The 23339-nt window shown below is 59.6% G+C and carries 21 protein-coding genes; 16 read left to right on the top strand and 5 right to left on the bottom strand.

Translation table 11 applies throughout. From position 1 onward, the window contains the following. Nucleotides 1-88: 88 nt before the first annotated feature. Nucleotides 89-1213: an LLM class flavin-dependent oxidoreductase gene (locus Q8R81_RS18130; RefSeq protein WP_305619937.1), complete on the top strand. Its 1125-nt coding sequence runs from the start codon at nucleotides 89-91 to the stop codon at nucleotides 1211-1213. A 110-nt stretch (nucleotides 1214-1323) separates the two neighbouring features. After that, nucleotides 1324-3765, top strand: a complete 2442-nt coding sequence (locus Q8R81_RS18125) for a TonB-dependent receptor (RefSeq protein WP_305619936.1) — start codon at nucleotides 1324-1326, stop codon at nucleotides 3763-3765. Between the two features lie 73 nt (nucleotides 3766-3838). On the opposite strand, the gene Q8R81_RS18120 is transcribed toward Q8R81_RS18125, so the two are convergent. After that, the gene (locus Q8R81_RS18120) at nucleotides 3839-4207 is read right to left on the bottom strand and encodes a VOC family protein (protein ID WP_305619935.1); all 369 of its coding nucleotides are present in this window, start codon (nucleotides 4205-4207) and stop codon (nucleotides 3839-3841) included. 162 nt (nucleotides 4208-4369) lie between these two features. On the opposite strand from Q8R81_RS18120, the gene Q8R81_RS18115 reads away from it, so the two are divergent. From Q8R81_RS18115 to Q8R81_RS18095, 5 genes are all read left to right on the top strand, one after another. Further along, on the top strand, nucleotides 4370-5524 hold the full coding sequence (locus tag Q8R81_RS18115) for an LLM class flavin-dependent oxidoreductase (protein WP_305619934.1): 1155 nt from the start codon (nucleotides 4370-4372) through the stop codon (nucleotides 5522-5524). Nucleotides 5525-5570: 46 nt separating this feature from the next. Then, complete coding sequence (locus tag Q8R81_RS18110) at nucleotides 5571-6671, top strand: LLM class flavin-dependent oxidoreductase (RefSeq protein ID WP_305619933.1); 1101 nt, start codon at nucleotides 5571-5573, stop codon at nucleotides 6669-6671. Between the two features lie 80 nt (nucleotides 6672-6751). Next, nucleotides 6752-7837 (top strand): zinc-binding dehydrogenase, encoded by a 1086-nt coding sequence (locus Q8R81_RS18105; RefSeq protein WP_305619932.1) that lies wholly within the window; start codon nucleotides 6752-6754, stop codon nucleotides 7835-7837. An 18-nt stretch (nucleotides 7838-7855) separates the two neighbouring features. Next, nucleotides 7856-9106: a cytochrome P450 gene (locus tag Q8R81_RS18100; protein ID WP_305619931.1), complete on the top strand. Its 1251-nt coding sequence runs from the start codon at nucleotides 7856-7858 to the stop codon at nucleotides 9104-9106. Between the two features lie 24 nt (nucleotides 9107-9130). Then, the gene (locus Q8R81_RS18095) at nucleotides 9131-9931 is read left to right on the top strand and encodes an SDR family NAD(P)-dependent oxidoreductase (RefSeq protein WP_305619930.1); all 801 of its coding nucleotides are present in this window, start codon (nucleotides 9131-9133) and stop codon (nucleotides 9929-9931) included. Here the strand turns inward: Q8R81_RS18095 and Q8R81_RS18090 are convergent, their stop codons facing one another. Continuing rightward, the gene (locus tag Q8R81_RS18090) at nucleotides 9932-10591 is read right to left on the bottom strand and encodes a carboxymuconolactone decarboxylase family protein (RefSeq protein ID WP_305619929.1); all 660 of its coding nucleotides are present in this window, start codon (nucleotides 10589-10591) and stop codon (nucleotides 9932-9934) included. 96 nt (nucleotides 10592-10687) lie between these two features. On the opposite strand from Q8R81_RS18090, the gene Q8R81_RS18085 reads away from it, so the two are divergent. From Q8R81_RS18085 to Q8R81_RS18045, 9 genes are all read left to right on the top strand, one after another. After that, complete coding sequence (locus Q8R81_RS18085; RefSeq protein ID WP_305619928.1) at nucleotides 10688-11203, top strand: nuclear transport factor 2 family protein; 516 nt, start codon at nucleotides 10688-10690, stop codon at nucleotides 11201-11203. Nucleotides 11204-11279: 76 nt separating this feature from the next. Then, nucleotides 11280-13736, top strand: coding sequence for a TonB-dependent receptor (locus Q8R81_RS18080; RefSeq protein ID WP_305619927.1), 2457 nt, complete (start codon nucleotides 11280-11282; stop codon nucleotides 13734-13736). Between the two features lie 80 nt (nucleotides 13737-13816). Further along, entirely contained in the window at nucleotides 13817-14269 is a 453-nt protein-coding gene (locus tag Q8R81_RS18075; protein WP_305619926.1) for a nuclear transport factor 2 family protein, read from the top strand. A gap of 5 nt (nucleotides 14270-14274) precedes the next feature. Next, nucleotides 14275-15111: an enoyl-CoA hydratase-related protein gene (locus Q8R81_RS18070; protein ID WP_305619925.1), complete on the top strand. Its 837-nt coding sequence runs from the start codon at nucleotides 14275-14277 to the stop codon at nucleotides 15109-15111. A gap of 2 nt (nucleotides 15112-15113) precedes the next feature. After that, nucleotides 15114-15884 carry an enoyl-CoA hydratase-related protein gene (locus Q8R81_RS18065; protein ID WP_305619924.1) on the top strand — a complete coding sequence of 257 codons (771 nt, stop codon included), beginning with the start codon at nucleotides 15114-15116 and terminating at the stop codon, nucleotides 15882-15884. Between the two features lies 1 nt (nucleotide 15885). Beyond that, nucleotides 15886-16416, top strand: coding sequence for a flavin reductase family protein (locus Q8R81_RS18060; RefSeq protein WP_305619923.1), 531 nt, complete (start codon nucleotides 15886-15888; stop codon nucleotides 16414-16416). A gap of 7 nt (nucleotides 16417-16423) precedes the next feature. After that, on the top strand, nucleotides 16424-17215 hold the full coding sequence (locus Q8R81_RS18055; RefSeq protein ID WP_305619922.1) for a DUF2889 domain-containing protein: 792 nt from the start codon (nucleotides 16424-16426) through the stop codon (nucleotides 17213-17215). A gap of 1 nt (nucleotide 17216) precedes the next feature. Then, nucleotides 17217-18317 carry a 3,4-dihydroxy-2-butanone-4-phosphate synthase gene (gene ribB / locus Q8R81_RS18050; protein ID WP_305619921.1) on the top strand — a complete coding sequence of 367 codons (1101 nt, stop codon included), beginning with the start codon at nucleotides 17217-17219 and terminating at the stop codon, nucleotides 18315-18317. 88 nt (nucleotides 18318-18405) lie between these two features. Next, nucleotides 18406-19056 (top strand): TetR/AcrR family transcriptional regulator, encoded by a 651-nt coding sequence (locus Q8R81_RS18045; protein ID WP_305619920.1) that lies wholly within the window; start codon nucleotides 18406-18408, stop codon nucleotides 19054-19056. Between the two features lie 7 nt (nucleotides 19057-19063). Here the strand turns inward: Q8R81_RS18045 and Q8R81_RS18040 are convergent, their stop codons facing one another. The 3 genes from Q8R81_RS18040 to Q8R81_RS18030 all read right to left on the bottom strand — a co-directional run bounded on the left by Q8R81_RS18040 (nucleotide 19064) and on the right by Q8R81_RS18030 (nucleotide 23318). Continuing rightward, on the bottom strand, nucleotides 19064-20689 hold the full coding sequence (locus Q8R81_RS18040) for a class I adenylate-forming enzyme family protein (RefSeq protein ID WP_305619919.1): 1626 nt from the start codon (nucleotides 20687-20689) through the stop codon (nucleotides 19064-19066). Between the two features lie 102 nt (nucleotides 20690-20791). Further along, nucleotides 20792-22429 (bottom strand): NAD(P)/FAD-dependent oxidoreductase, encoded by a 1638-nt coding sequence (locus Q8R81_RS18035; protein ID WP_305619918.1) that lies wholly within the window; start codon nucleotides 22427-22429, stop codon nucleotides 20792-20794. Between the two features lie 229 nt (nucleotides 22430-22658). Then, nucleotides 22659-23318, bottom strand: a complete 660-nt coding sequence (locus Q8R81_RS18030) for a TetR/AcrR family transcriptional regulator (protein WP_305619917.1) — start codon at nucleotides 23316-23318, stop codon at nucleotides 22659-22661. Nucleotides 23319-23339: the final 21 nt, after the last annotated feature.

Raw genomic sequence — 23339 nt, 5'->3', positions numbered from 1 at the left:
AACAGGTGTGTTGAATGGGCTTGACGAAATTGCCCACCAGAGGCATCTAAGCCACATGGCTTAATTCAAAAGCCTTGGGAGAGTTGAAATGACGATGGAAACCGGCCTCATTTTTCACCCCTACATGCGTCCTGGCCGCACTGCGCGGCAGACGTTCCAGTGGGGCGTGGACAGCGCGATACAGTGCGACAAGATCGGCTTCACATCGATGATGATTTCGGAGCATGCTTCACAGATCTGGGAAAACATTCCCAATCCCGAACTGATCATCGCTGCCGCAGCACTGCACACTGACACGATCAAGTTTGCCCCGATGGCACACATCCTTCCGCACCAGCATCCGGCCAAGCTGGCCATGACGGTGGGCTGGCTTTCGCAGATCCTTGAAGGTCGCTACTTCATGGGCATCGGCGCAGGCGCTTATCCGCTGGCGTCGTACATCCACGGTATCAAGAACACCGACACCACCTTCCTCAATGAGATGGTGCGTGAATCGCTGATCATCATGGAAAAAATCTGGAAGCGCGAGCCTTTCTTCTATGAAGGCAAGTTCTGGAGCGCGGGCTTCCCGGAAGAAGAACCGGCGGTGACGGAAGAGGACGAGCAGCACTTGCTCGCAGACTATTCGCCCTATGGCGGCGCTTTTCCGGAATTTGCGGTTACTGGCTTCAGCGCCAATTCGCCGTCGATGAAACTGGCTGGCGAACGCAACTTCAAGCCTGTGTCGATCTATTCGGGCCTCGATGCACTGAAGCGACACTGGGAAATCTATTCGGAAGCCAATATCAAGGCCGGGTTTACACCCGTTCGCCAGCGCCATGCCGTGTCGCAGACCGTGTTCTGCGCGGATACTGACGCAGAGGCGAAGCGGCTCGTGATGGAAGGTCCGATCGGATACTGCTTCGATCGCTACCTCATCCCGATCTGGCGCCGGTTTGGCATGATGGATGGCTTTGCCAAGGACAACGGCGTCGACTCGCTTGATATCGACCTCGAATTCCTGGTCGACAAAGTGTTCGTTGTCGGATCGCCCGACACGGTTGTCGACAAGCTGAATCATCTGTTCGAACAGACTGGCGGCTGGGGAACGCTTCAGGTCGAAGCCCATGACTATTACGATGATCCTTCAGCATGGTTCAAGTCGCTTGAACTGATTTCGAAGGAAGTGGCGCCGCGCGTAAAAGTACCCGGTGCAAATCTGGTCGATGCCTAATTGCGGTTAATGACGTTGAATTGAAGATATTGTGTGTCTGCGGTGAAAATACGCGCGGCAGACATACAAGACGCCGAATAGTCTCAATAATAAAAAATGGGAGAAGGGATATGGTTCATTTTTCAGATGGTGCGCGCGCGTTTGGCGCACGGCCGAGCACCTTGTTGCGCGGCAGCACCAGTGCGGTGGCTTTGATTGTTGCTGCACTTGCCACGCCGGTTCTGGCGCAGGCAGCGCAGGAACAAGCGCCTGAGGGCGTGGGCACGCAAGACATTGTCGTTACTGCACAACGTCGCGAGGAAAAGCTGTCCAAGGTGCCGGTATCGGTGGTTGCCTACGGAGCAGAAGCGCTCCAGACCCGCAACATCGCCAGCGAGCAGGACATCGGCACACTGGTTCCGGGGCTTCAGGTTAAGAACGGCCAGAATTCCAACCAGCTCAGCTATTCCATGCGCGGACAGTCGCTCGATCCCTTTTCGGGCACCAGTCCGGCAGTGCTGCCCTATCTGAACGAAGCGCCCTATAACCCCGGCAACACCGCAACCGCGTTTTTCGATCTGGGTTCGATCCAGGTGCTGAAAGGCCCGCAGGGTACACTGTTCGGACGCAATGCCACCGGCGGCGCGGTGCTTTATACAACGCCCATGCCCGGCGACGAATTTGGCGGCTACGCGATCCTGCGCGGTGCCTCGCGCGAATTTGGCCAGATGCAGGCGGCTGTCGATCTGCCGTTGATCAAGGACAAGCTGGCGATCCGCCTGGCGTTCGACGCTACGCGCGGCAACGGTTATATGACCAACATCAACACCGGCAACACCTTGGGCGACAAGAACAGCCGTTCTGGCCGTGCAACGATCCTGTTTACGCCGACCGAAACGGTCAGGAACGTTACCGTGTTCCAGCATGACCGGGTTCGGGGCAGCGAGGGCGTTGGCGGCATCTTCAATTACCACTCCGTGCCCACAACGCCGGGCGATTCCACAACCCAGTTCATCAGCGATGGCACCACCAAAACTCCGAACACCACCGGCATCCTTCTGGATAACACGCTTGCCGCGATCTACGGCAACAACGATGGACCGGCGGCACCCGGCTTCTTCCCCGGCGGTGTCGAGGGCTATACCAAGTTCTCGCGCGCCAACCCTTACAAGATCTTTTTGCAGTACGATTTGCCGCACCGTGCAGAAAACACGTTCGTTTCCAACACGACCGAAATCGAAGTTGGCAGCGACGCGACGATCAAGAACATCTTCAGCTACATGAAGGGCAATTCGCGCACGCCGGGCAATCTTGGTGGCGGCCCGTTCGGCTCGCTGTGGCTGTTCAAGCTGGCCGGAATCAACGCAACCGGCGCGCCGGGCGGACAAACCTTCAAGTCCGAAACCTTCAGCAACGAACTGCAGCTGCAGGGCACGGCGGCAGACGGCAAGCTGAACTACACCGCCGGCGTGTTCTATTCGAATCTCAAGCGGTTCGAGATCATCCCGATCAACATTGGTGCCGATGTCGTGCCTGGCGGCATTGCCGACATTTCCTACGCCTACCGCAACCGGCAGACGTCCAAGGCGGTGTTTGCACAAGCCAGCTATCAGGTAACAGACAAGCTCACTGCCACGCTCGGCGGCCGCTATACGTGGGAAAATGTGGGCATCCGCCAGGCTGCGGGCAATGTCTTTGGCGTGGATCCCAATTCACCGGCAGCAGACCAGAGCACGAAGCTGTCGGCACCGGCATGGACTGCCAGCGTCCAGTACCAGATCGACCCCAACAACATGGTCTATTTCAACCAGCGGGGAAGCTTCCGGTCGGGCAACCTGAACGGCACCGTTGCTCCGTTCATCGATCCTTTGACTGGCAAGCCAGCAAACCTGTTCAAGAACGAAAAGGTCCATGATTTCGAGTTCGGCTACAAGTTCAACGGGCGGATCGCGAATGCTCCGGTCCAGTTCAATGTTGCGGCCTACAAAATCGTCGTGAAGGATGCACAACGCGCGCTTTATGCCGTGGTTGGCGGCGCTCCGGCGGGCTTCACCGTCAACGTGCCCGAGGCGGTTACCAAGGGCATCGAAGTCGATGCGTTCGTCGGGCTGACGTCATGGCTCGATCTCGGCTTCAATCTGGCATACACTGACGCAGAGTACACGAAGCGCAATGTTCCTATCCCGTTCGTAGGGAATATCGCTGTCGACTCCTATCCCGATGCGCCCAAGTGGGCCGGTTCGGGCTTTGCCGAACTGAAGTTTCCAATTCCTGAGGACATCGGCGGGGTCAGCCTTCGCGCTGATTACTACCGCCAATCGAGCTTCTTCTTCTCGAACACCAACGGTACATCGACGCCTGGGACCAAGCTTGATGGCTATTCCACTCTGGCTATGCGCCTGAACTGGAAAGAGATCATGCAAAGCCAGGTTTCAGCAGCGCTGTTCGTGCGCAACCTGACGAAGAACACCTACTACATTTCCGGCTATGCGCTGGGCGCTTCAAATGGCGTGAACACCGCTTATCCCGGTGAACCACGTACCTTCGGTGCGGAGCTTTCGGTCAAGTTCTGATCATTGAGGATGCCATCGGTGCCGGAATTGCCCTGCGGCAGTTTCGGCGCTGATGGCATTTTTTGTGTCCAGCTCAGCCGCGTAGCTCCAGGCCGTTGCCATCGGGGTCTGTGATGTAGAGCGATTGCCCCCAACCGGACGCTCCAAAGCGTTCGCCTGCCGTGCCCACGTCAACGCCGTGACGCACAAGGTGCTCGCGCACCGGTTCAAGATCGAAACCAGCCACCGTCAGGCACAGGTGATCCATGTTGCGGCCGGGACCGGTTGGCAAGGGTTGCCCTGCCAGCAGATCGACGAATGCGGAGCCGACTCGCAGATGCGCAAGCGACAGTTCATCGCGGCGCCACTCCAGCTTGCATCCCAGAATCTGGCAATAGAACTGAATGGAGCGGTCAAGGTCAGCCACCCTGACAACGACATGATCGATTCCCGAGATTTCCATACAGCTTGAACTGCGACGCCTGATGCGGCGAGGCAAGCCCAATTGCGCATTGTCAACGCCAAGGTTGATTAAGTTTCGAGGCTGCCCTGATCGCCATTGACAAGCGAAGCCATGACCACGTATCAACGTTAGTGTTGATAAGAATGATTGGGGATCGAGGCGATGAAATTTCACCTGATGCAGACCGGTGTCGTCGGGCGCCGTCATGAGATCGAGGCCGGCATGGCCGGGCAGCGCAATGACTTGTATCAGCGGTTTCTCGAAGAAGTGCGTGGCTATGTGAAGCTGGCCGACGATCTTGGGTTTTATGGCTATTGCCAGCCTGAACATCATCTCCAGATCGAAGGTTTCGAGGTGAACAATCACCCCGGCATGTTCAGCCTTTTCGTCGGCCAGAACAGCAAGCGGTTGAAGGCAGGACTGATGGGCTACACCATGACCACGCACAATCCGGTGCGCGTGGCCGAGGAAATCGCAACGCTCGATCACATGCTGCAGGGGCGGATGTATTGCGGATTTACGCGCGGCTATCACGCCCGCTGGGTGGATAGCTACGCCGCCAAAGAAGGCGTCAGCGCCACGACGCCAGACAACGTGAAAGCGCGCGACGTGCAGGACGCGCGCAATCGCTCGATGTTTGAAGAAGGGGTTCGCGTTGTCAAGAAGGCGTGGACCAGCGACGTGTTCAGCCACAAGGGTGAAAATTGGGAGTTCCCGCCGAACGGCGGATCTGCAGGGCATCCGGCTTATGCCAAGTATGGCAAAGGGCAGGATGCTGATGGCATCGTGCGCCAGATCGGCATTGCGCCCAAGTGTTTTCAGGATCCCCACCCGCCCATCTACGGCGGCTTTGCAGCGTCGGGCCGGACGATCGATTTCTGGGCCGAAGAAGGTGGCAAGCTGATTGTGCTGTCGGACAATCTGGATTTCTGTGAATCGCTGAACAATCGCTACATCGCATCTGCCGCCAAGGTGGAGCGCGAGGTGACCAACACCCAGGCCTCGGCCTGGGGTGGCTTCCTGATGCTGACCGATGACAAGGATCGCGCGGCCAAGCTGATGGAAGAGCATATGTGGTTCTGGGATGAATGGTTCATCCCGATGGGCCAGCGCCCGCCAAACGTGTTGATCGGATCGGCCGACGAGATTTCCGACCAGATCGCCCGGGCGCAAGACCGTCTTGGTTTTGACGAACTGTTCCTGATGTTCGGGCAAGGCCACCTTGAGCCTGAGGAAAACAAGGAAGAACTGGATCAATTCATCAGCAAGGTTGCACCACGCTTCTCGACCAAGAACGCAGAAGGTGTGTTCGTCTGATCCCGACGAAGTAACCTAAAAGACTTTAAAATTTGGGAGAAATGCAATGTCCATGCAGTGCGGAATTTTCATGACGCCCTACAACCCGCCAAGCCGTACACCACGTCAGGTGTTCGACTGGGCTGTCGACATCGCGCGCATTGCTGACGAAGCAGGGTTTGCCGATTACATGATCGGGGAACACTACACGCTCGGCTGGGAAAATATCCCCATGCCCGAAGCGATCATTGCGGCGTGCGCGCAGACCACCAAGACGATCCGCTTTGCGCCAATGGCGCACCTGTTGCCCTATCACGATCCGGCGACACTCGCGATCCGCATTGGCTGGCTCAGTCAGGTGATGGAGGGACGGTATTTTCTCGGCGTCGCTCCGGGTGGACACCATACCGACGCCATCCTGCACGGGTTCGAGAGCATTGGGCCGTTGCCACCGATGCAACTGGAAGCGCTCGCGCTTATGGAGCGGGTGTGGGAGCGCAAGCCGTTTGTCGAAAAGGGTAAGTATTTCCAAGCTGGGTTCCCCGGCCCTGACACGATGCCCGAATACAACGTCGAGATCGCAGATAACAGTCCATATGGCGGACGCGCGGCGCTTGAACTGGCAGTCACCGGCCTGTCGCAAAAATCGTCTTCGATGAAGTTTGCGGGCGAACGCGATTATTCGCCGATCTCGTTCTTCGGTGGCACGCCGCAGATGAAGGCGCACTGGGATACCTGGTCTGACGCGATGATCTCGAAAGGGCATACGCCCGACCGCAAGCGGTATCGCGTGTGCCGTGACATCTTCATCGCAGATACTGATGCCGAGGCCAAGCGACTGGTCCGCAAGACCGGGCTGATGCAGACGTGGCACAAGTACTTGAAAGAAATCTACGTCAAGTTCGGGCTGTTCGATGGCATTATCCATGACAGCGGCGTGGACATCACGCCGGACACCATCGACGAGGACTTTCTGGTCGACCACGTAATCCTGTGCGGATCGCCTGATACGGTGATCGAGAAGCTGGAAAAGCTGGCCGATGCGGTTGGTGGCTGGGGACAGATCGTGGCCAACCAACACGACAGCATTGACGATCCCAAGCCGTGGGAAGAATCGCTGCGCCGTCTGGCGACCGAAGTTTGCCCCAAGGTGCGAATGCCAACCTGAATCCCTGCCAGCGATGGCCACTGATGGTGCCGCAAAGAGCGCCAAAGGGGCCATCGCCGGACCGTGGAGAGGACTGAGATATGACCAAAGCAAGAGCGTGTGTGCTGGTTGAACCCAATCGGGTCGAGACGTGGGATGTTCCCGTGTTCGATCCTGAGCCGGGCGGCGCGCTGGTTCGCATCGTTGCGGGCGGGGTTTGCGGCAGCGATGTTCACATCATGTCGGGTGAAGCGGGCATCATGCCGTTTCCGATCATTCTGGGCCATGAAGGCGTGGGCCGGATTGAGAAACTGGGTCCGGGCGTTACCACCGATTATGCGGGCGTGGCGGTAAAGCCGGGTGACCTTGTCTATTGGGCACCGATAGCGCTGTGCCACCGCTGCCACAGTTGCACTGTGATTGATGAAACCCCGTGCGACAATTCGCAGTTCTTCGAACATGCCGAAAAGCCGAACTGGGGCAGCTATGCCGATTTTGCCTGCCTGCCCAATGGCCTTGCGTTCTTCCGCCTGCCGGATGGCGCGTCGGTCGATGCGGTGATCGCGCTGGGTTGCGCCTTGCCCACGGTGCTGCGCGGGTTTGATCGCTGCGGCCCGGTGCGCATGGGTGATACGGTGGTGGTGCAGGGGGCAGGGCCGGTCGGTCTTTCCGCAATTCTCGTGGCCAAACTGTCTGGTGCGCGCGAGATTATCGCGGTGGACATGCACGACAATCGCCTTGCCATTGCGCGGTCGCTGGGCGCTACGGCAACAGTATCGCTAAAAGACACAGCGGAGGAGCGACGCAGGCAGATCTATGATCGTGTCTCGGTCAACGGTCCGGATATTGTCGTCGAAGCAGCTGGCGTGCTGCCGGCCTTCCCCGAAGGCGTGGACATCGCCGGCAATCACGGACGCTACATCATCCTGGGCCTTTGGGGCGCGATCGGCACGCAGCCGATCTCCCCGCGTGACCTGACGCTCAAGAACCTGACGATTGCCGGCGCAACGTTTCCCAAGCCCAAGCACTACCATCAGGCGCTGCATCTGGCGGCGCGGCTGAACGGGCAGTATCCGTTGGCCGAAATCGTCAGCCATCGCTTTGGCGTAAGCCAGGCGCTCGAAGCGCTGGAAGCTACGGCGGCAGGTGCGGTGATCAAGGCGATCATCGACCCCGAAATCAACTGACAAACGAAAGGACGAATTATGGTTGAGGCAACCGTCGCGGATCATCGCGTTCGTGCCGACCGTCCGGCGCACGTTCCCGAAACATTGGTCAGGGACATCGACATGTATGCGCTCGACGGGATCGAGCAGGGTTATCACGAAGCATGGAAGGCGCTGCAGCAGCCGGATATGCCCGAACTTGTGTGGACGCCGTTGACGGGCGGTCACTGGATCGCCACGCGTGGCGAGCTGGTCAAGGACATCTACAGTGATCCGACCCGGTTTTCGAGCGAGGTCATCTTCCTGCCCAAGGAGGCGGGCGAGAAGTACGGCATGGTGCCGACGCGGATGGATCCGCCCGAACATACGCCCTATCGCAAGTTGATCGATACTGGGCTCAATCCTTCACAGATCCGCAAGGTCGAAGAGCAGGTCCGGCAGGCGGCAATCGATCTGATCGAGCCGCTTGTTGCCAAAGGACAATGCGATTTTGCGGCTGAATACGCCAACGTGTTCCCGGTGAAGGTGTTCATGGCGATGGCGGGCCTGCCGATGTCGGACGTGCCCAAGCTTTCCGAATTTGCCAGGGACATGACCCGGCCTGCAGGCAACTCGCCTGAAGAAATGGCGGAATCGCTTGATGCAGCGAACAAAGGGTTCGACGCCTATGTCGATCCGATCATCCGCTCGCGGCGGGGTGGCAGCGGCACTGACCTGATTTCCGTCATGGTGAACGGCACGATCAATGGCGAGCCGATGCCGCATGACAAGGCTGTGGGGCTGATCTCGCTGTTGTTGCTCGGCGGGCTCGATACGGTCGTCAACTTCCTCAGCTTCTCGATGATCTACCTTGCCCGGCACCCGGAGAAGGTCACGGAGATCCGCGAAGACGAGTTGAAGTTGCGCCGCGGCGTGGAAGAACTGTTTCGCCGTTTTCCGGTTGTCTCGGAAGCGCGGATGGTCGCTGTCGACCAAACCTATCGCGGCGTGGAGCTGAAGCGTGGCGATATGATTCTGCTGCCTACTGCACTGCACGGACTTGATGAGGGAGCGAACGAGAACCCTTGGGATCTGGACTGGGAGCGCAAGGCACCGCAGCACAGCACCTTTGGCGGCGGGCCGCATCGCTGCGCCGGGCTGCATCTGGCAAGGCTGGAAGCGACCGTGACGCTGCAAGAGTGGATCCGGCGCATTCCGGAGTTCTCTCTCGCTCCCGGCGCGAACCCGGTTTATCATTCGGGCATCGTCGCAGCCGTCGAAAACGTGCCGCTAGTGTGGGCCAAATCCTGACATCTATAGAACGAGGACCATCACATGGCAGGACGGCTTGAGGGCAGGGTTTGCGTCGTTACCGGCGCAGGCCAAGGGATGGGGCGTGCCAGTGCCCGAGAGATGGCGCGTGAGGGCGGCAAGGTCGTCATCGCAGACATAAACGAACAAGCCGGGCAGGAAGCTGCTGACTTGATCGTGGCGGAAGGCGGTACGGCCACCTTCATCAAGGTTGACTTGCGGAGCAGCGTTTCCATCCGCAACCTGATGGATACAACCGCCGCGCTCTATGGCGGGATCGACGTGCTGCATGCGAATGCTGCAGTCCACGAAACTGACCTGACGCCGAACACCTCGATTGAGGAGCTGTCGGAAGACGTCTGGGATGTTGTCAACGACATCAATCTCAAGGCAGTGTGGCTTTGTACCAAACACGCGGTGCCTTATCTCAAGACGTCCGATGCAGCGTCGATCGTCAACGTGGCGTCGACCGGAGCGACGGTGGCTTACCCGATGGCGGCTGCCTATTGTGCGACCAAAGGCGGCGTCGAAATGCTGACGAAGGCGAGCGCCACGGACCTTGCCAAGTTCGGTATCCGGGTGAATTGCTATTGCCCGGCTGCGATCCGCACGCCCATGTTGGAGAAGTATCTCCAGGCTTCAGACGATCCCGCTGGGCTGGAGAAGGTCCTCCGCGGCGCGCACTTGCTGCCGCGCCTTGGCGAGCCTGAGGAAGTCGCCAAGCTGGCGGTGTTCCTGGCTTGCAGTGACAGTTCGTTCATCACCGGCGCGTCCTACCTGATCGATGGTGGCGCGCTGGCCTGGCGCGGCCTTAACGCGGGGTAATCAATCGGTGCCGCGGTGCTCCGGTGCCGCGGCGGCGATGTCCAGCGCCTGCAGGATTGCCTTGCGGCCGATGCCCAGGGCGATGGCGTTCTTCAGGTGGACGCGGAAGCCGGGGCGGAAGCGGTGGCTGGGCGCGGCATCGCAGGCAAGTGCAGCCAGTTCCTTGATCCGCGCGCGCACCGTGCCGCTGCGCCACGGAATGGCGCAATATTCGAAGAAGCCGGTGAAGATATCGGGCGAAAGCCGCAGCATTGCTTCGAGGAAGCCCGGCAGTTCGGCGGAAAACCCTGTCCAGAAGGGGTCATTGCCGACGCGGTCATCCCACAGCGCCTGACGGTCTGCATCGAACGGGGCGTCGGCATCGATCAATCCGCGCGCACTTGCTGCGTCAAGCACCGCAGACGCCGAAACCATAAGGGTGTGAACGCCGAGGCCGGAGGTAAGGGCTAGAATTTCCTGCACCTGCCCAACTGTCGCGCCTGCTTCGAAGCATTGCACAATTGCTGCGTCCAATCGTGCGCGGTCAAGTGCGGTAACCGAGGCGCTGACGGCCAAGGTTATCAGCGCTGCAGCCAGTTTATCAAGCGGTTCGCCATCTGCAATTCCGCTGGTCAGGTCTTCGGCTTCTGCGCGCAATGCTGCGATGGATATAGTGGTCATCCAACGACTTTGGCAATGGCGTGCGCACCTGTCAACTTATGTGTTGACTGGATCGTGGGCGTTGATCATATGGATTGTGAGAGAGGGAGTAGAAACATGTCGACGCTGGAAGAACGCATCGCAAAACTCGAAGACAGGGCCGCCATTCAGGATCTGGTTGCGGTGTATTTTCGTGCGTCCGACGATGATGACTACGCCGTCATGGCGCAATGCTTTTCCCGTAATGCCCGGTTCGAAGCTTCGGGATTTGAAGATGCTGCAGGGCGTGATGGCATTGTCGCACTTATCAAGGCGGCGCGAGCGGGCATGGGGCAGACCGTGCATACGCCCAACTATGTCCACATCAGCTTTACCGGCGCAGATTCCGCTGACGGCGAGGTTTGCGCGCACCTTGAACTCGGATTGGGTGAAGCCACGTATTTCGGCGCAGTGCGTTACATTGATCAATACGTGCGCGAAGACGGCCAATGGCGGATTGCAGTGCGGGCGATGAAGGTCGTTCACATCGCGCCTTGGTCCGAAGTCGACCGTTCGTTGACGACCGCGCTGAATGTGCAGTGGCCGGGTGCCGATCCGTTGACCTCGGATTTTCCGCGAATGCAGGCCGGGTGACATTTTTTTGAGTGAATCGTCAACGTTTGCGTTGAAATAATAGGCGCCATTGAGCGTCAATATGGGGAGAAGTGAAATGAAGAAGACGATTGGTGTCCAGCCTGCATTGCTGTTTGCAGGAGCCTCGCTTGCTGCGATCCTGGCTTCGCAACCGGCGTTCGCTCAAACCAGCACTGGGAACGAAGAGCGGCAGGCGAACGAACAGCCTATGTCCGATGCGATCGTAGTGACCGCGCGACGCAAGGCCGAAAACCTGTCCGACGTTCCGGTATCGGTCGCCGCATTGGGCGCGACCGAACTGGCAGAACGTCGCATTCTTTCGGAATCCGATCTTCAGTCGGCAACGCCCGGTCTGACGGTTCGTCAAACCAATTCATCGAACCAGATCAGCTTCTCGCTGCGTGGGCAGTCGCTCGATGCGTTCTCGTTCGCATCGCCAGCAGTGCTGAACTATGTCAATGAATTCAACGCACAGTCGACGTCGGCCAGTGCGTTCTATGACTTGCAGTCGATCCAGGTGCTCAAGGGTCCACAGGGCACGCTGTTCGGTCGTAACGCAACCGGCGGCGCGGTGCTTTATGAAACGCGCAAGCCCGACGAAGACTTCGGTGGTTATGCCCGCTTGAGCTATGGCAATTACAACAATGTGATTGCCGAAGGCGCGATCAACGTTCCCGGCGAGACGATTTCGGGGCGCGTTGCGGCTCAATATCAGAAGCGCGATGGCTACCAGACCAATCTGTTGCTTGGAACCAAGAACGCGTCGATCGACAATTTCAGCGTGCGCCCGACCATCCAGATCAAATCCGGTGATTTCACCAACACCACGGTGTATCAATATGCGTTCACTGGCGGTGTTAGTGCGGGCCTGCGTGCGACCAACTACTACGGTATCAACGGAAGTTCAGGCGCAACCACCGATCCGAACAACAACTTCGTCAATGGCCAGCCCTTTGCCGGTCAGCTCGGCTTCGGCTTGCCTTCCGCAACGCTTTATCCAGACGGCATCGCACCGTTGCTGGAATACGGCGCAAAGTTTGCAGCCTTCGGCTTCAGCGGCCTGCCAAGCTTCATCAATGCGCAGAAGAATTATGGCTTCTACGATATCTTCAACAACCAGACCGGGGCTCATGAGGGTCGCCAGCATCTGGTGACCAACACCACGACGTACGAACTGTCTGACGACGTTCAGATCAAGAACGTCTTCGGCTTCAACCGCTCTATCTCGCGCGACCGTACGGATGTTGACGGATCACCATTCGAACCCCTGAATATCGGGTTCAGTGGCGGGACGTCGGCTGCCAACTTCGGCAATCCGGCAATTGGCGGTCCGGGCGCAGAAGGGTACACCTACGTTCAGCGACAGTTGTCAGACGAACTGCAGATTTCCGGCAAGGCCGACCGTCTGACGTACATTGCGGGCGTATATTATTTCGAAGGCAGGGATGCCCAGCGCCTTCCGCTCGTGTTTGCTCCGGATTACGTTGCCGCCTTGGGCGATAATCTGGGTGCCTTCCTGCGTGAATACCAGGTCGAGACCAAGTCCAAGGCGGTCTATGCCCAAGCGTCGTACGAGATTGCCGATCGGCTGAATCTGACCGGTGGCGCACGCTATACCTGGGAGACGACCAACTATGCCCCAGCACGCCGCACAGCAGGCTTCGACCCATTCCTTGACGACTTCAACGTCGGGCAGGGCGTCGGACCTGAAGAACTGAAGGCAAGCAAGCCAAGCTGGACGGTTTCGCTCGACTACAAGGCAACCGACAGCCTGCTGGTTTACGCCACGCATCGTGGATCATGGCGTACTGGTGGTTTCAATGGCACGGCAACTTCGGTCAATGCTGCTGGCAAGGTTGTTGCGAACCGGTTCCTGCCTGAAACGACGTACGATTTTGAAATCGGCGCCAAGTTCAACGGTGAAATCGGGACGATGCCAGCGACCTTTAACATCGCGGCCTATGACCAGCATATCAGCAATGTCATTCGTGCAGTTTATCTGGGCGTTGCTGCCGTCAGCGGCAATGTCGAGAAGGCGCGGGTTTCAGGCTTCGAAGCAGACGCTTCACTTCGTGTTGCGCCGTGGTTCCAGCTGGGCGGGACACTGGCTTACACCAATGCGCGTTACCCCAAGAACACTGCGATTGTCGGCAACACGGTCGTCCAGTTCGGTCCTTACGGTGACGTGCCAGAGTGGACTGGCTCGGCATTTGCCAAGGTAGAGCATGAGCTTCCGTCGGGCGGCACGGTGTCGCTGCGCGGCGACATGTACAGCCAGTCGTCCTTCTACTACTCGAATGCGGCTGCGACGATCCTGCCCGGTACCCAGATCGAAGGGTACTCGCTGTTCGATCTTCGTGCCGAACTCGGTAACGCCTTCGGATCGGGCGCTACGATCGCAGCCTACGTCAAGAACGTGACCGACAAGGAATACAATGTCGGCGGCTTCGCGCTCGGTGCGGTCAATGCGATCAACTCCGTCCTGCCCGGTCTGCCGCGCATGTACGGGATCGAGCTGAAATACGACTTCTGATCAAACAATACTTCCCCAGACGCCTGCGCCTTCCAGCGCTGGAATCTGGGGAAGGCTACCACTTACAAAGGAGAATCATCGTGGACTCTTTGGACCGGATAGTCGAGGAACGCGCGATTGAGCGGATCGTGTTCGACTATGCTTACTACCTTGACATGAACATGCCCGAGAAGATGATCGAGCTGTTCGTCGATGATTGCGAAGTCAGCTATGCGCCCAATTTCGGCGCAACCGGCATTGAGGATTACGCCAAGACGCTTGACGGCATCGGCACCTTTTTCCGTGCAACATCGCATCACGTGTCGAACATCGTGATTGACTGGGTCAGCGATAATGAAGCGACGCTGCGCGCCGCCGTGTTGGCCATCCATCGCTACACCAAAGAGCGCCCCGACGGCATTCTGTATGGCCAGTACCACGATGTGGTGGTCAAACAGGGCGGTCAGTGGAAGTTCAAGAAGCGTATTCTCAAGACCGTTATGACCACCGATTATCACGTCCGGGCATCCAACCCTATTGGCCGCGTGGAGTAATCGCGATGGCGGGCGAATATGCCACGATCCGCATAGAGCATGAAGAGGCGCTCAGCTGGATCGTGCTCGATCGGCCAGAGGCGGCGAACGCGTTGTCGCCGCAACTGCTCGACGAGTTCGCCCACGCGCTTGAACGGTTGAAGCATGAAGGCGGCCCGGTCATCGCCATTCGTGGGCAAGGCAAGGGCTTTTGCGCAGGCATGGATCTGGGCAGCTATGGCGCAGGCGACAGCGGCCCTGCCGATCCGATGGGTGACCACGCCCGGCTGCGCGCCAATGTTGATCGGTGGCTGCTGATGTGGGATCATCCCAAGCCGGTGATCGCCGCAGTACATGGCTTCTGCCTTGCTGCTGCGGCGCAGATGTGCGTCTTCACCGATATTACCATCGTGGCCGACGATGTGCGCATCGGGGAGCCGACTATCCCCATCGGTGGCGGCTTCATCGCGCCGACCTGGGTCAGTCTGGTCGGCCCCAAACGCGCCAAGGAATTTGCCTTCGTGCCGGGCAACTGGATCGACGGGCCGACGGCGGTCACATGGGGCTGGGCCAACCACTGTGTGCCGGCCGCCGATCTGATCCCGGCGGTCCGCTCGCTGGCACAGCGCATCGCGATGACGCCCCCCGACGTGCTGCGGCTCAAGAAGCTGTCTATCAATCGTGCCACCGAGGCCGCAGGTTTCCGGCAGGCGCTATCCGGCATCGCCGAAATCGACGCATTGTTGCACATGGCACCGGCGGTGCTCGAAGTGCGACAACGCATGAAGGAACAGGGCCTCAAGGCCGTCATCCAGCAATTCAAGGTTGCGCCGACGAGTCCGCTCGTCGCGCCGAAGGAGTAATCATGGCAGACGTAGAATTCACCATCGATGGTCATGTTGCGCATGTCCGTCTGAACCGCCCACAGGGCCTAAACGCGATCACGCAGGAGATGGATGACCTGCTGCTGGATGCGTGGAACACGATCAATGCCGATCCCGAGATCTGGTGCGCGATCCTTTCGGCTGAGGGCGAAAAGGGCTTCTGCATCGGTGCGGATGTTTCGGGCGGAGCCGAGCGCAAGACGCGCATGGCGCTGGGCGGTGGCCTCACGGGTATTGGCGGCCCGCTGGTTACACTCAAGAAGCCGTTGATCGCGGCGGTCCAGGGGTTCTGCGTCGGCGGCGGTTTCGAACTGGCGATGTGTGCCGACATCATCGTCGCTGCTGAAACCGCACAGTTCGGGCTGCCCGAGACGAAAGTTGGGATCATTGGAGAATGCGGCGTTGTGCACCGGGCGATGCGCCAGTTGCCGCACCACATCGCGATGGCGATGATATTGACCGGTGAACGTATCAAGGCCGACGTCGCCGAACGCTTCGGACTGGTGAATGAAGTCGTGCCGTTCGCTGATCTGGCTGCCACCGCGCAAAAATGGGCGGACAAGATCAATGCCGCATCGCCGCTTGCCAATCAGGCGGCCAAGGTGGCTGCTCTGGGGCGTCTGGGTCATCCACTTGAAGTCGCGCTGATGTCGCGCTTCGAGGAGATCGAGCAGTACGCAGAAAGCAACGACAAGCGCGAAGGCGAGCTGGCGGGAGCCGAACGCCGCAAGCCAGTGTGGACGGGCCGCTGAGATGAGCGGCGAGGGTGCGCCAACGCCGGGCGAAACCGACATCCGGGTCGAGATCGATCCGGGCCACTTCCGCTCGGTGCTGGGCACATATCCCACCGGCGTCTGTGTGATCACCGGTTGCAGTCAGGATGGCGTGGCTGCGGGGCTGGTTGTGGGCAGCTTCACTTCGGTGTCGCTGGACCCGCCGCTGGTCGCGTTTTTCCCTGACCGCAAATCCAGCAGCTGGCCGCAAGTTCGTGCGTGCGGACACTTCTGCGTCAACGTGCTGGCCGAGGATCAGGTTGAGCTGTGCCGCCAGTTCGCGTCGCGCGGGGGTGACAAGTTTGAGGGCGTGTCGCACCGTATGTCAGAACGGGGGATGCCGCTGCTCGATGGCGTTGTGGCACATATCGAATGCACCATCGAGGATGAGATCGACGCGGGCGATCACACCATCGTGCTGGGCCGGGTACAGTCGCTGGCGGTTGAGCGGGCGGTTGGCCCCTTGCTGTTTTTCAAGGGTGCTTACGGGCGCTTCGACGCTGCAGGCTGACAGGCGCATGTCTGCAAACCTTGGCCATTATCCGCCCAATCCGGCGTATGGGAGTGGCATCTTCAGACGGCGGATCAGCTTCTCATCGTGGGGCAACGGCATTCAGGTGTCGGTTCTCGATGATTTCCACGATATGAGCGTGGCGCTGGTGGTCGATGACGGTTTGATTGCCGACGTGATCGCGCGGATGGACCGGTTTCCCAAGACCAGCTGCCCGGGCGCGACGGCAGCACTGGGAATGCTGCGCGGAAGGCCTGCCGACGGCGCGCCGCCATCATTGACCAGCGACGAGCGGGGCGGGCAATGCACGCACCTTGTTGATCTTGCCCGGTTGGGCCTGTCGTGGATGGCCCGTGGCGACCGGGCGCAGAGGGTGGAAGTTTCGCTGACCGACCGCGATGTGGCGCGCCGTCAGCGGCTTGCGGTGGAAGTGGATGGCGCGCTGGTACTGGAATGGGTGCTGCACGACGAGGTCATCGTAGAGCCGCGCGAACACTGCGGACAGACCCTGTTCGGCGGTTTCACCCGCTGGGTTCAGCAAAACTTTCCGCCTGCGCAGGCCGACGTGTGGCGTATCGCCCAGATGGCGGTTTTCGTTGCGCGTGGCCGGGCGTATATCGTGGATGGACCGCAGCCGCGCCGCGTTTCGGAAGAGCCTGCGCGGCAGGGCGCGTGCTACAGTTTCAGTGGCGCGGCCTTCGCGACGGCGTATGACAATACCGGCTACGTTCGCGATATGAGCGGCGGCTTTCCGCCCGCTTACAAAGCCCCACAAGAAAACATAAAAAGAGGAGCTTGAGATGACCGCGATTGCTACCATCGATGAAATCATCGACGAGGCGCGCAATGGCCGCCCCTTCATTCTGGTCGATGCAGACGATCGCGAGAATGAAGGTGACATCATTGTGCCGGCCCAGTTTGCCACGCCTGACCGGATTAACCAGATGGCGATTCACGCGCGCGGGCTGATCTGCCTTGCGATTACAGCAGGGCGGGCACGCGAACTGGAACTGTCGCCGATGTCGAGCGACAACCGCTCCGGCCACGGCACTGCGTTCACCGTCTCGATCGAGGCGCGCGAGGGCGTGACCACCGGGATTTCAGCATTCGACCGTGCCCGGACAATCTCGGTGGCGGTCAACGCACAAAGTGGGCCGCGTGATCTTGTGTCACCGGGGCATGTGTTTCCGCTGGTTGCGCGCGATGGCGGCGTGCTGGTGCGTCCCGGGCATACTGAGGCTGCCGTCGACATTTCACGGTTGGCAGGGCTGATCCCCGCGGGCGTGATTTGCGAGGTGATGAACGCCGATGGGACGATGGCGCGTTTGCCGGATCTCGTGCCCTTCGCCGCAGAACACGGCATGAAGATCGGCACGATTGCAGACCTGATCGCGTGGCGGCGCAAGACCGAGACCTTGGTTGAACGCGTTGCCAGCGGACCGTTCGACAGCCACTATGGCGACAGTTTCACGATCCACGTCTATCGCGATCTGGTGGACAATTGCGAACATGTGGCGCTGGTGCAAGGCAATATCCGGCCGGGCGTGGACACGCTGGTACGGGTGCATCAGTTCGATCTCACCGCCGATCTGCTCGGCTATCGCAACGCTCATCCCGACTATGTCCCATCGGCCCTGCGGCAGATGGCCGGACACGACGGCCCGGCTGTCGCGGTGTTCGTGCAGGATCCCGACCGCGCTTCGATCTCGCGCCGGGTCATGGGCGGGCGCGGCGAATATGCACGATTGTCGAGCGACCGCGACTACGGTATCGGCGCGCAGATCCTGAAAGATCTTGGCGTCGAGCGCATGGCGCTTCTGACATCGAGCAGTCGCAAAATGGCTGCGCTCGAAGGATTTGGCCTCGAAATTGTGGATCGCCGGGCCATTGTCGAAAGCTGATGTCCTGGCCGAACCGGTCGGCGGGGCTGGGCCGGTTGCCGCTCAAAACCTCTGGTCATCGGAGCCTGAGATCGATACGCGTCAAGTTATGGTAACGACGAGCAACATTTCGAAGCGCCGGAAGTCCGCGCTCGAAGAAGGCAGCACCGACTATCTGGCAAAGCGCGCCGAACTGGTCGAGATTGCGGGGCGGCAGTTCAAGGCCCACGGTTTCAAGGCGACGACGCTGGCCGAAATAGGGCACAAGGCGGGGCTGGATCGTGCGACTGTCTATTACTACTTCGGTAGCAAGGAAGAACTGTTCCGCGAATGCCTGCGCGTTGGCGTTGAGGCCAATATCGCGGCGTGCGAAGCGATCTTTGCAGACGAAGCACTTGAATCAGCGGGGAAACTGCGCGGCGTCATCACCCAGTTGATGTCGGCTTACGATCAGTACTATCCGCATATGTACGTCTACATCCAGGAAGAGATGAGCCGGGTTACCGGCGAGAAAAGCGCGTGGGCACAGCGTATCGTGGCCAAGACGCGCACGTTTGAACGCATCGTGCTCAGCCTGATCAGCGAACTGATCGCCAAAGGCGAAATGCGGTCCGACATCGCCGTTTCGGTGGCCGCCAACGCCGTGTTCGGGATGCTGAACTGGACGCACCGCTGGTATCAGCCGGGCGGCGCGCATTCCGCACAGGAAATTTCGGATTCGTTTTGCGAAATATTCTTCAGCGGAATGCAGAAACGCTAACGCGACGTCACAGCCGCGTGCGCAAGGCTCGTTTGTCGACCTTGGTTGCCGACATTGGCCATTCGCCGTCGTTCATGAAGAACACTGCGCGGGGCACCTTGTAGCTGGCAATGCGACCCTGGCAGAAGTCGATCAGCTCCTGCTCCGTGGCGGTGTGGCCCGGGCGAAGTTCGACAAACGCAACCGGCACTTCATCCAGCCGTAGATCGGGCCGGCCGACCACTTCGGCCAGCTTCACCGCCGGATGGCTGCAGATATAGGCTTCGACCTCGATCGCGGCGACATTTTCGCCGCCCACTTTCAGCATGTCCTTGGCACGGCCGTGGAAGGTCAATTGGCCGTCCGCGCCGCGCGCATATAAATCGCCGGTGTGCAGCCAGCCTTCGCCGTCCAGCGCTTCTGCGGTCTTTTCGGGCGAGCGATGGTAGCCGTCCATCACGCAATAACCGCGTACCAGAATTTCGCCCACGGCATCAGGCGCCGCTTCCTCGCCGCTATCCAGTGCGATGATCTTCACCTCGATCCCGGGCACGGGTTTGCCCTGGCTGATGGTTCGCTGCTCCGGCGTTTCGTCGGGCGCGCACAGGGCAAAGATCCCGGCGGTTTCGGTCATCCCGCATGCTTGCATGAATTCGGCGTCGGGGAAGGTGCGTTGGGCGCGGTCCACCAGCGCGGGCGGGGCGATCAGCAAGACCTTGCGCAAGGTTGCCAGACGGTTCGCATCGAACGCAGGATGATCGAGCAGCGGCTGCAGGATGGCGGGAAACCACGGCCAGGCCACGGTTACCTGCTCACGCTCCATCAGGTCGAGCGCGCGGCCCGCATCGAAGAACACATCGGTGACATAGGTGCCGCCGGTCCCGATCGTGCCAATAAACGGCGCGAACGAGCCGATATGGAACAGTGGCCCGCCACCCCATGTCACGTCATGGTCAGACGCGCGGAAGCGGCTGCTGGCCCGCTCTACCGGCCCTCGGGTAACGGCTTCGTGGCTTAGCAGGCAGCCCTTGGGATTGGCAGTTGTGCCCGACGTGTAGATGATCAGTGCCGTGTCACGCAGGCGGGTTGCACGGCGTGCCATATCTACGGCGCTGGCAGGTACGGATTGGGCGGCTTGCGCAAACGCCGTGCGCGAAAGGAATCCGGCAGGCGCGTCGCCTTCAAGCACCACGATGCCGCGCAGTTGCGGCGCTTCGGCGAGCGATAGCGGCTCGCCGTGCGGGCTTGCGCCCAGCGTTGGCAGGGCAGTGGAGAGCACCTCGCGGAAATCGACGAAGCGCGTATCGGCAGCCGTCGTCAGGATCAGCGCAAGGTCCGCGTTCTCGATGATGTAGCCGAGTTCGCGGCTCTTGTGCCGGGCATTGAGCGGGACCGCCACGCAGTTGGCCAGCGCCGCACCGAACAGCGCGGTCACCATTTCGCGGCTGTTATTGGCCAGAATGCCGACGTGGGAACGGGGGCGAAGACCCATGCCGATGATGCCGCGCGCGATCTCGACCGAGGCATCGCGCAGTTCGGCATAGGTCAGGGCAAAGTTGGGCATGACCAGTGCGTTGCGGTCAGGATACCGCGTGGCGCTGCGCACCAGCAAGTCTGCCAGCGGGCAAACCTCGGACCACTCCGTGAACGTCAAGGCGATACTCCCCCGCACCAATGTTTTGTTGTTTTTAGAAATGATGCGATCTCGCACGTCTGTCAACGCATATGTTGATAGACGTGCGGCGCGTATGCCGGTTCAGGCCATTTCGAACCCTGCGTAGTCCATGTAAGCGACTTGCTCGCAGCGCTTGCGGTACTCCGGGCCGCCGCCAACATGGACCAGCGTCCTACGCACAATTGTGCCGTCCGGCTTCGTGGTGGTTTTGACCCACCATGCATTGGCTTCGGCCAGCAAGGTGCGGGCGAAGTCGCGGTAGACAGATTCTGTCCATTCGTCCTCTGCTGCCTGCGATGCTTCGGCAAAACTCAGGCCCTTGGCGGCCATATAGACCAGCATCTGGGTCACCCACTCTGCCTGAAGCCCGCCGCAAACCCCGACATTGCAGAATGCCGAGCCATTGTGCGGTCCGACAAGCGTGTAGAAATTGGGGAAGCCGCGCGCCTGCAGGCCAAGGAATGTCGTCGGTCCGTCTGCCCACACTTCCTTCAGACGGGCGCCGCCTTTGCCGCGAATGTCGATCCGGTCGAGCGATCCGGTCACCGCATCAAAGCCCGTTGCGAAAATGATCACGTCGAGTTCGTAGAAGGCGTCAGCCGTGCGAATGCCGCTTTCGGTGATTTCGACAATCGGTGCCTCATGAATGTCGATGAGGTGCACGTTGTCCTTGTTGTAGGCCTCGTAGTAGTTCGTTTCCATCGGGACGCGCTTGCCGCCAAAAGGGTGATCCTTGGGAATCAGCTTTTCGGCCAGACGGGGATCCTTCACCCGCGAGCGGATTTTGTCTGCGACGAAATCGGCAAGGAATTTGTTGGATTCCTTGTTGACCAGCAGGTCGCGGAACCCGCTGAGCCAGATGCCATAGCCGGGCTGGTTGTACAGGTTCTCGAAGAAGGCTTCGCGTTCCTCCGCAGGCACGTCGATCGCCTTGCGCTGATCGCGGTGATAGGGGAATGCGGTGTCGGTGATCTTCACATATTCCAGAATGTTCGGATAGCGTTTGCGGATGACCTCCATCTCGTCCTTGCTGATCGGCGTGTTGCCCAGAGGCGTGCACCAGTTTGGCGAACGCTGGAATACCTGCAACTGGCCCGCTTTTTCTGCGACGATAGGGATGATCTGGACGCCCGTGGCACCCGTTCCGATAATGCCGACGCGCTTGCCGGAGAAATCGATCTCGCGGGGGAGGCCGTTTTCATCAACCGGCCAGCGCGAGGAATGGAAGGCTTCGCCTTTGAACGTGGTGATCCCCTTGATGTCGGGCATTCGTGTGGCGGAAAGCGGGCCGGTGCACGAAATGAGGTAGCGACAAGTCAGGGTTTCGCCATTGCCCAGCGTAACTTCCCAGACATTGCCCGCTTCCTGATAGTGGGCGGCGGCAACCTTCGTGTTGAACCGGTATAGCTTGCGTACATCCATCGCATCGGCTGCGCTATTGGCATAGCGCAGCATTTCAGGTTGCGAGGCGAAGCGCTCGTTCCAGTCCCACTCAGGGATGATGCCCTTGAGTGCGAAATAGCCGTAAGCATAGCTTTCGGTATCGAGCCTGCAACCGGGATAGCGGTTCCAGAACCAAGTGCCGCCGACATCAGCGCCCGCCTCGATCCCGCACACCGACATGCCGTTCTGTTCGAGCAAGTGCGTCTGGTAGATGCCGGTCACTCCGGCACCAATCACCACAGCATCGAAATCGGGCTTGTGTTCGCCAACAACCATAAAAGACACCTCTGGAGTCCGGCAGCCAGCTCATGCCGCCGCGTCGCATATATACTCACGAGAATATATATATCCTGTCAAGGTTTTAAATGGGTTTAGGAGAATATCTGTCCAGTCTGCGACGCGGGCACAACATCGCAACGCACATCCGAAAATCTCGAAACGATGCTGGCAAATATAAAAAAATCAGAAGTTTACGTGCGCCGACCCGGGCAGCAAACACCGGCTTTTATCTAGGTTCGTCGGCGAGGTAAGAGAGCGGATCGGGCACGCCGACCGTCCTGAGGGCCAGCGCGGCAAGCTCCGTCGCCACGGATTCGGCAACCCAGCGGCCTTCGGGCTGAAACCATGTGAACGCCCACGATGCCATGCCGCCCAGCGCCGATGCGGCCAGCGATGCGTCGGCAATATCAAACTTGCCGCTGGCCTTTCCTTCATTCAGCAGACCGCGCAACATGCGGTGAAAGCGCTGTTTTGAGGAATCGATCGCCAGACCTTCGTCGGCGGGAAGGCTTTTCGCTTCACGGAAATAGAGCGCTACCTCGCGGCGGTGCTCAATCTGGAGGCGCACGAAATACCGGATGATCTGCGCCAGACGTTGCGCGGGATCTCCGCTCAGCGTGGCGCTGAATGCTACTGTCTGGTCCGCAGCCGCGGCCCCTGCATGGCAGATGGCAACCAGCAATTCAGCTTTGCTGCGAAACCGCGAATAGATGAACTGCTTGGTTACCCCAAGGCCCTCCGCGATGGATTCCAGCGAGGTCGCCTCATAGCCCTTATCGAAGAACTGCCCGATGGCTTCTTCGAGAATCCGCCGACGTTTGATTTCGTCGACCTCGGCCTTGATCGAATTGATCTCAGGCTGGACAGTCGGATTTCTACTGAGCATCTGCCTCGTCGCCTGAGCTTT

It is taken from the genome of Novosphingobium sp. (assembly GCF_030696665.1).
Taxonomy (GTDB): domain Bacteria; phylum Pseudomonadota; class Alphaproteobacteria; order Sphingomonadales; family Sphingomonadaceae; genus Novosphingobium.
This window is presented reverse-complemented; position numbering and strand designations above follow the sequence as displayed.

Bases quoted from the DNA above. Each gene is read 5' to 3' on its own strand.
- ribB (WP_305619921.1), top strand. From the start codon at position 17,217: ATGACCGCGATTGCTACCATCGATGAAATCATCGACGAGGCGCGCAAT.
- Q8R81_RS18030 (WP_305619917.1), bottom strand. From the start codon at position 23,318: ATGCTCAGTAGAAATCCGACTGTCCAGCCTGAGATCAATTCGATCAAG.
- Q8R81_RS18125 (WP_305619936.1), top strand. From the start codon at position 1,324: ATGGTTCATTTTTCAGATGGTGCGCGCGCGTTTGGCGCACGGCCGAGC.
- Q8R81_RS18065 (WP_305619924.1), top strand. From the start codon at position 15,114: ATGGCAGACGTAGAATTCACCATCGATGGTCATGTTGCGCATGTCCGT.
- Q8R81_RS18130 (WP_305619937.1), top strand. From the start codon at position 89: ATGACGATGGAAACCGGCCTCATTTTTCACCCCTACATGCGTCCTGGC.
- Q8R81_RS18055 (WP_305619922.1), top strand. From the start codon at position 16,424: ATGTCTGCAAACCTTGGCCATTATCCGCCCAATCCGGCGTATGGGAGT.
- Q8R81_RS18035 (WP_305619918.1), bottom strand. From the start codon at position 22,429: ATGGTTGTTGGCGAACACAAGCCCGATTTCGATGCTGTGGTGATTGGT.
- Q8R81_RS18110 (WP_305619933.1), top strand. From the start codon at position 5,571: ATGTCCATGCAGTGCGGAATTTTCATGACGCCCTACAACCCGCCAAGC.
- Q8R81_RS18080 (WP_305619927.1), top strand. From the start codon at position 11,280: ATGAAGAAGACGATTGGTGTCCAGCCTGCATTGCTGTTTGCAGGAGCC.
- Q8R81_RS18120 (WP_305619935.1), bottom strand. From the start codon at position 4,207: ATGGAAATCTCGGGAATCGATCATGTCGTTGTCAGGGTGGCTGACCTT.
- Q8R81_RS18045 (WP_305619920.1), top strand. From the start codon at position 18,406: ATGGTAACGACGAGCAACATTTCGAAGCGCCGGAAGTCCGCGCTCGAA.
- Q8R81_RS18085 (WP_305619928.1), top strand. From the start codon at position 10,688: ATGTCGACGCTGGAAGAACGCATCGCAAAACTCGAAGACAGGGCCGCC.
- Q8R81_RS18095 (WP_305619930.1), top strand. From the start codon at position 9,131: ATGGCAGGACGGCTTGAGGGCAGGGTTTGCGTCGTTACCGGCGCAGGC.
- Q8R81_RS18115 (WP_305619934.1), top strand. From the start codon at position 4,370: ATGAAATTTCACCTGATGCAGACCGGTGTCGTCGGGCGCCGTCATGAG.
- Q8R81_RS18090 (WP_305619929.1), bottom strand. From the start codon at position 10,591: ATGACCACTATATCCATCGCAGCATTGCGCGCAGAAGCCGAAGACCTG.
- Q8R81_RS18070 (WP_305619925.1), top strand. From the start codon at position 14,275: ATGGCGGGCGAATATGCCACGATCCGCATAGAGCATGAAGAGGCGCTC.
- Q8R81_RS18100 (WP_305619931.1), top strand. From the start codon at position 7,856: ATGGTTGAGGCAACCGTCGCGGATCATCGCGTTCGTGCCGACCGTCCG.
- Q8R81_RS18105 (WP_305619932.1), top strand. From the start codon at position 6,752: ATGACCAAAGCAAGAGCGTGTGTGCTGGTTGAACCCAATCGGGTCGAG.
- Q8R81_RS18060 (WP_305619923.1), top strand. From the start codon at position 15,886: ATGAGCGGCGAGGGTGCGCCAACGCCGGGCGAAACCGACATCCGGGTC.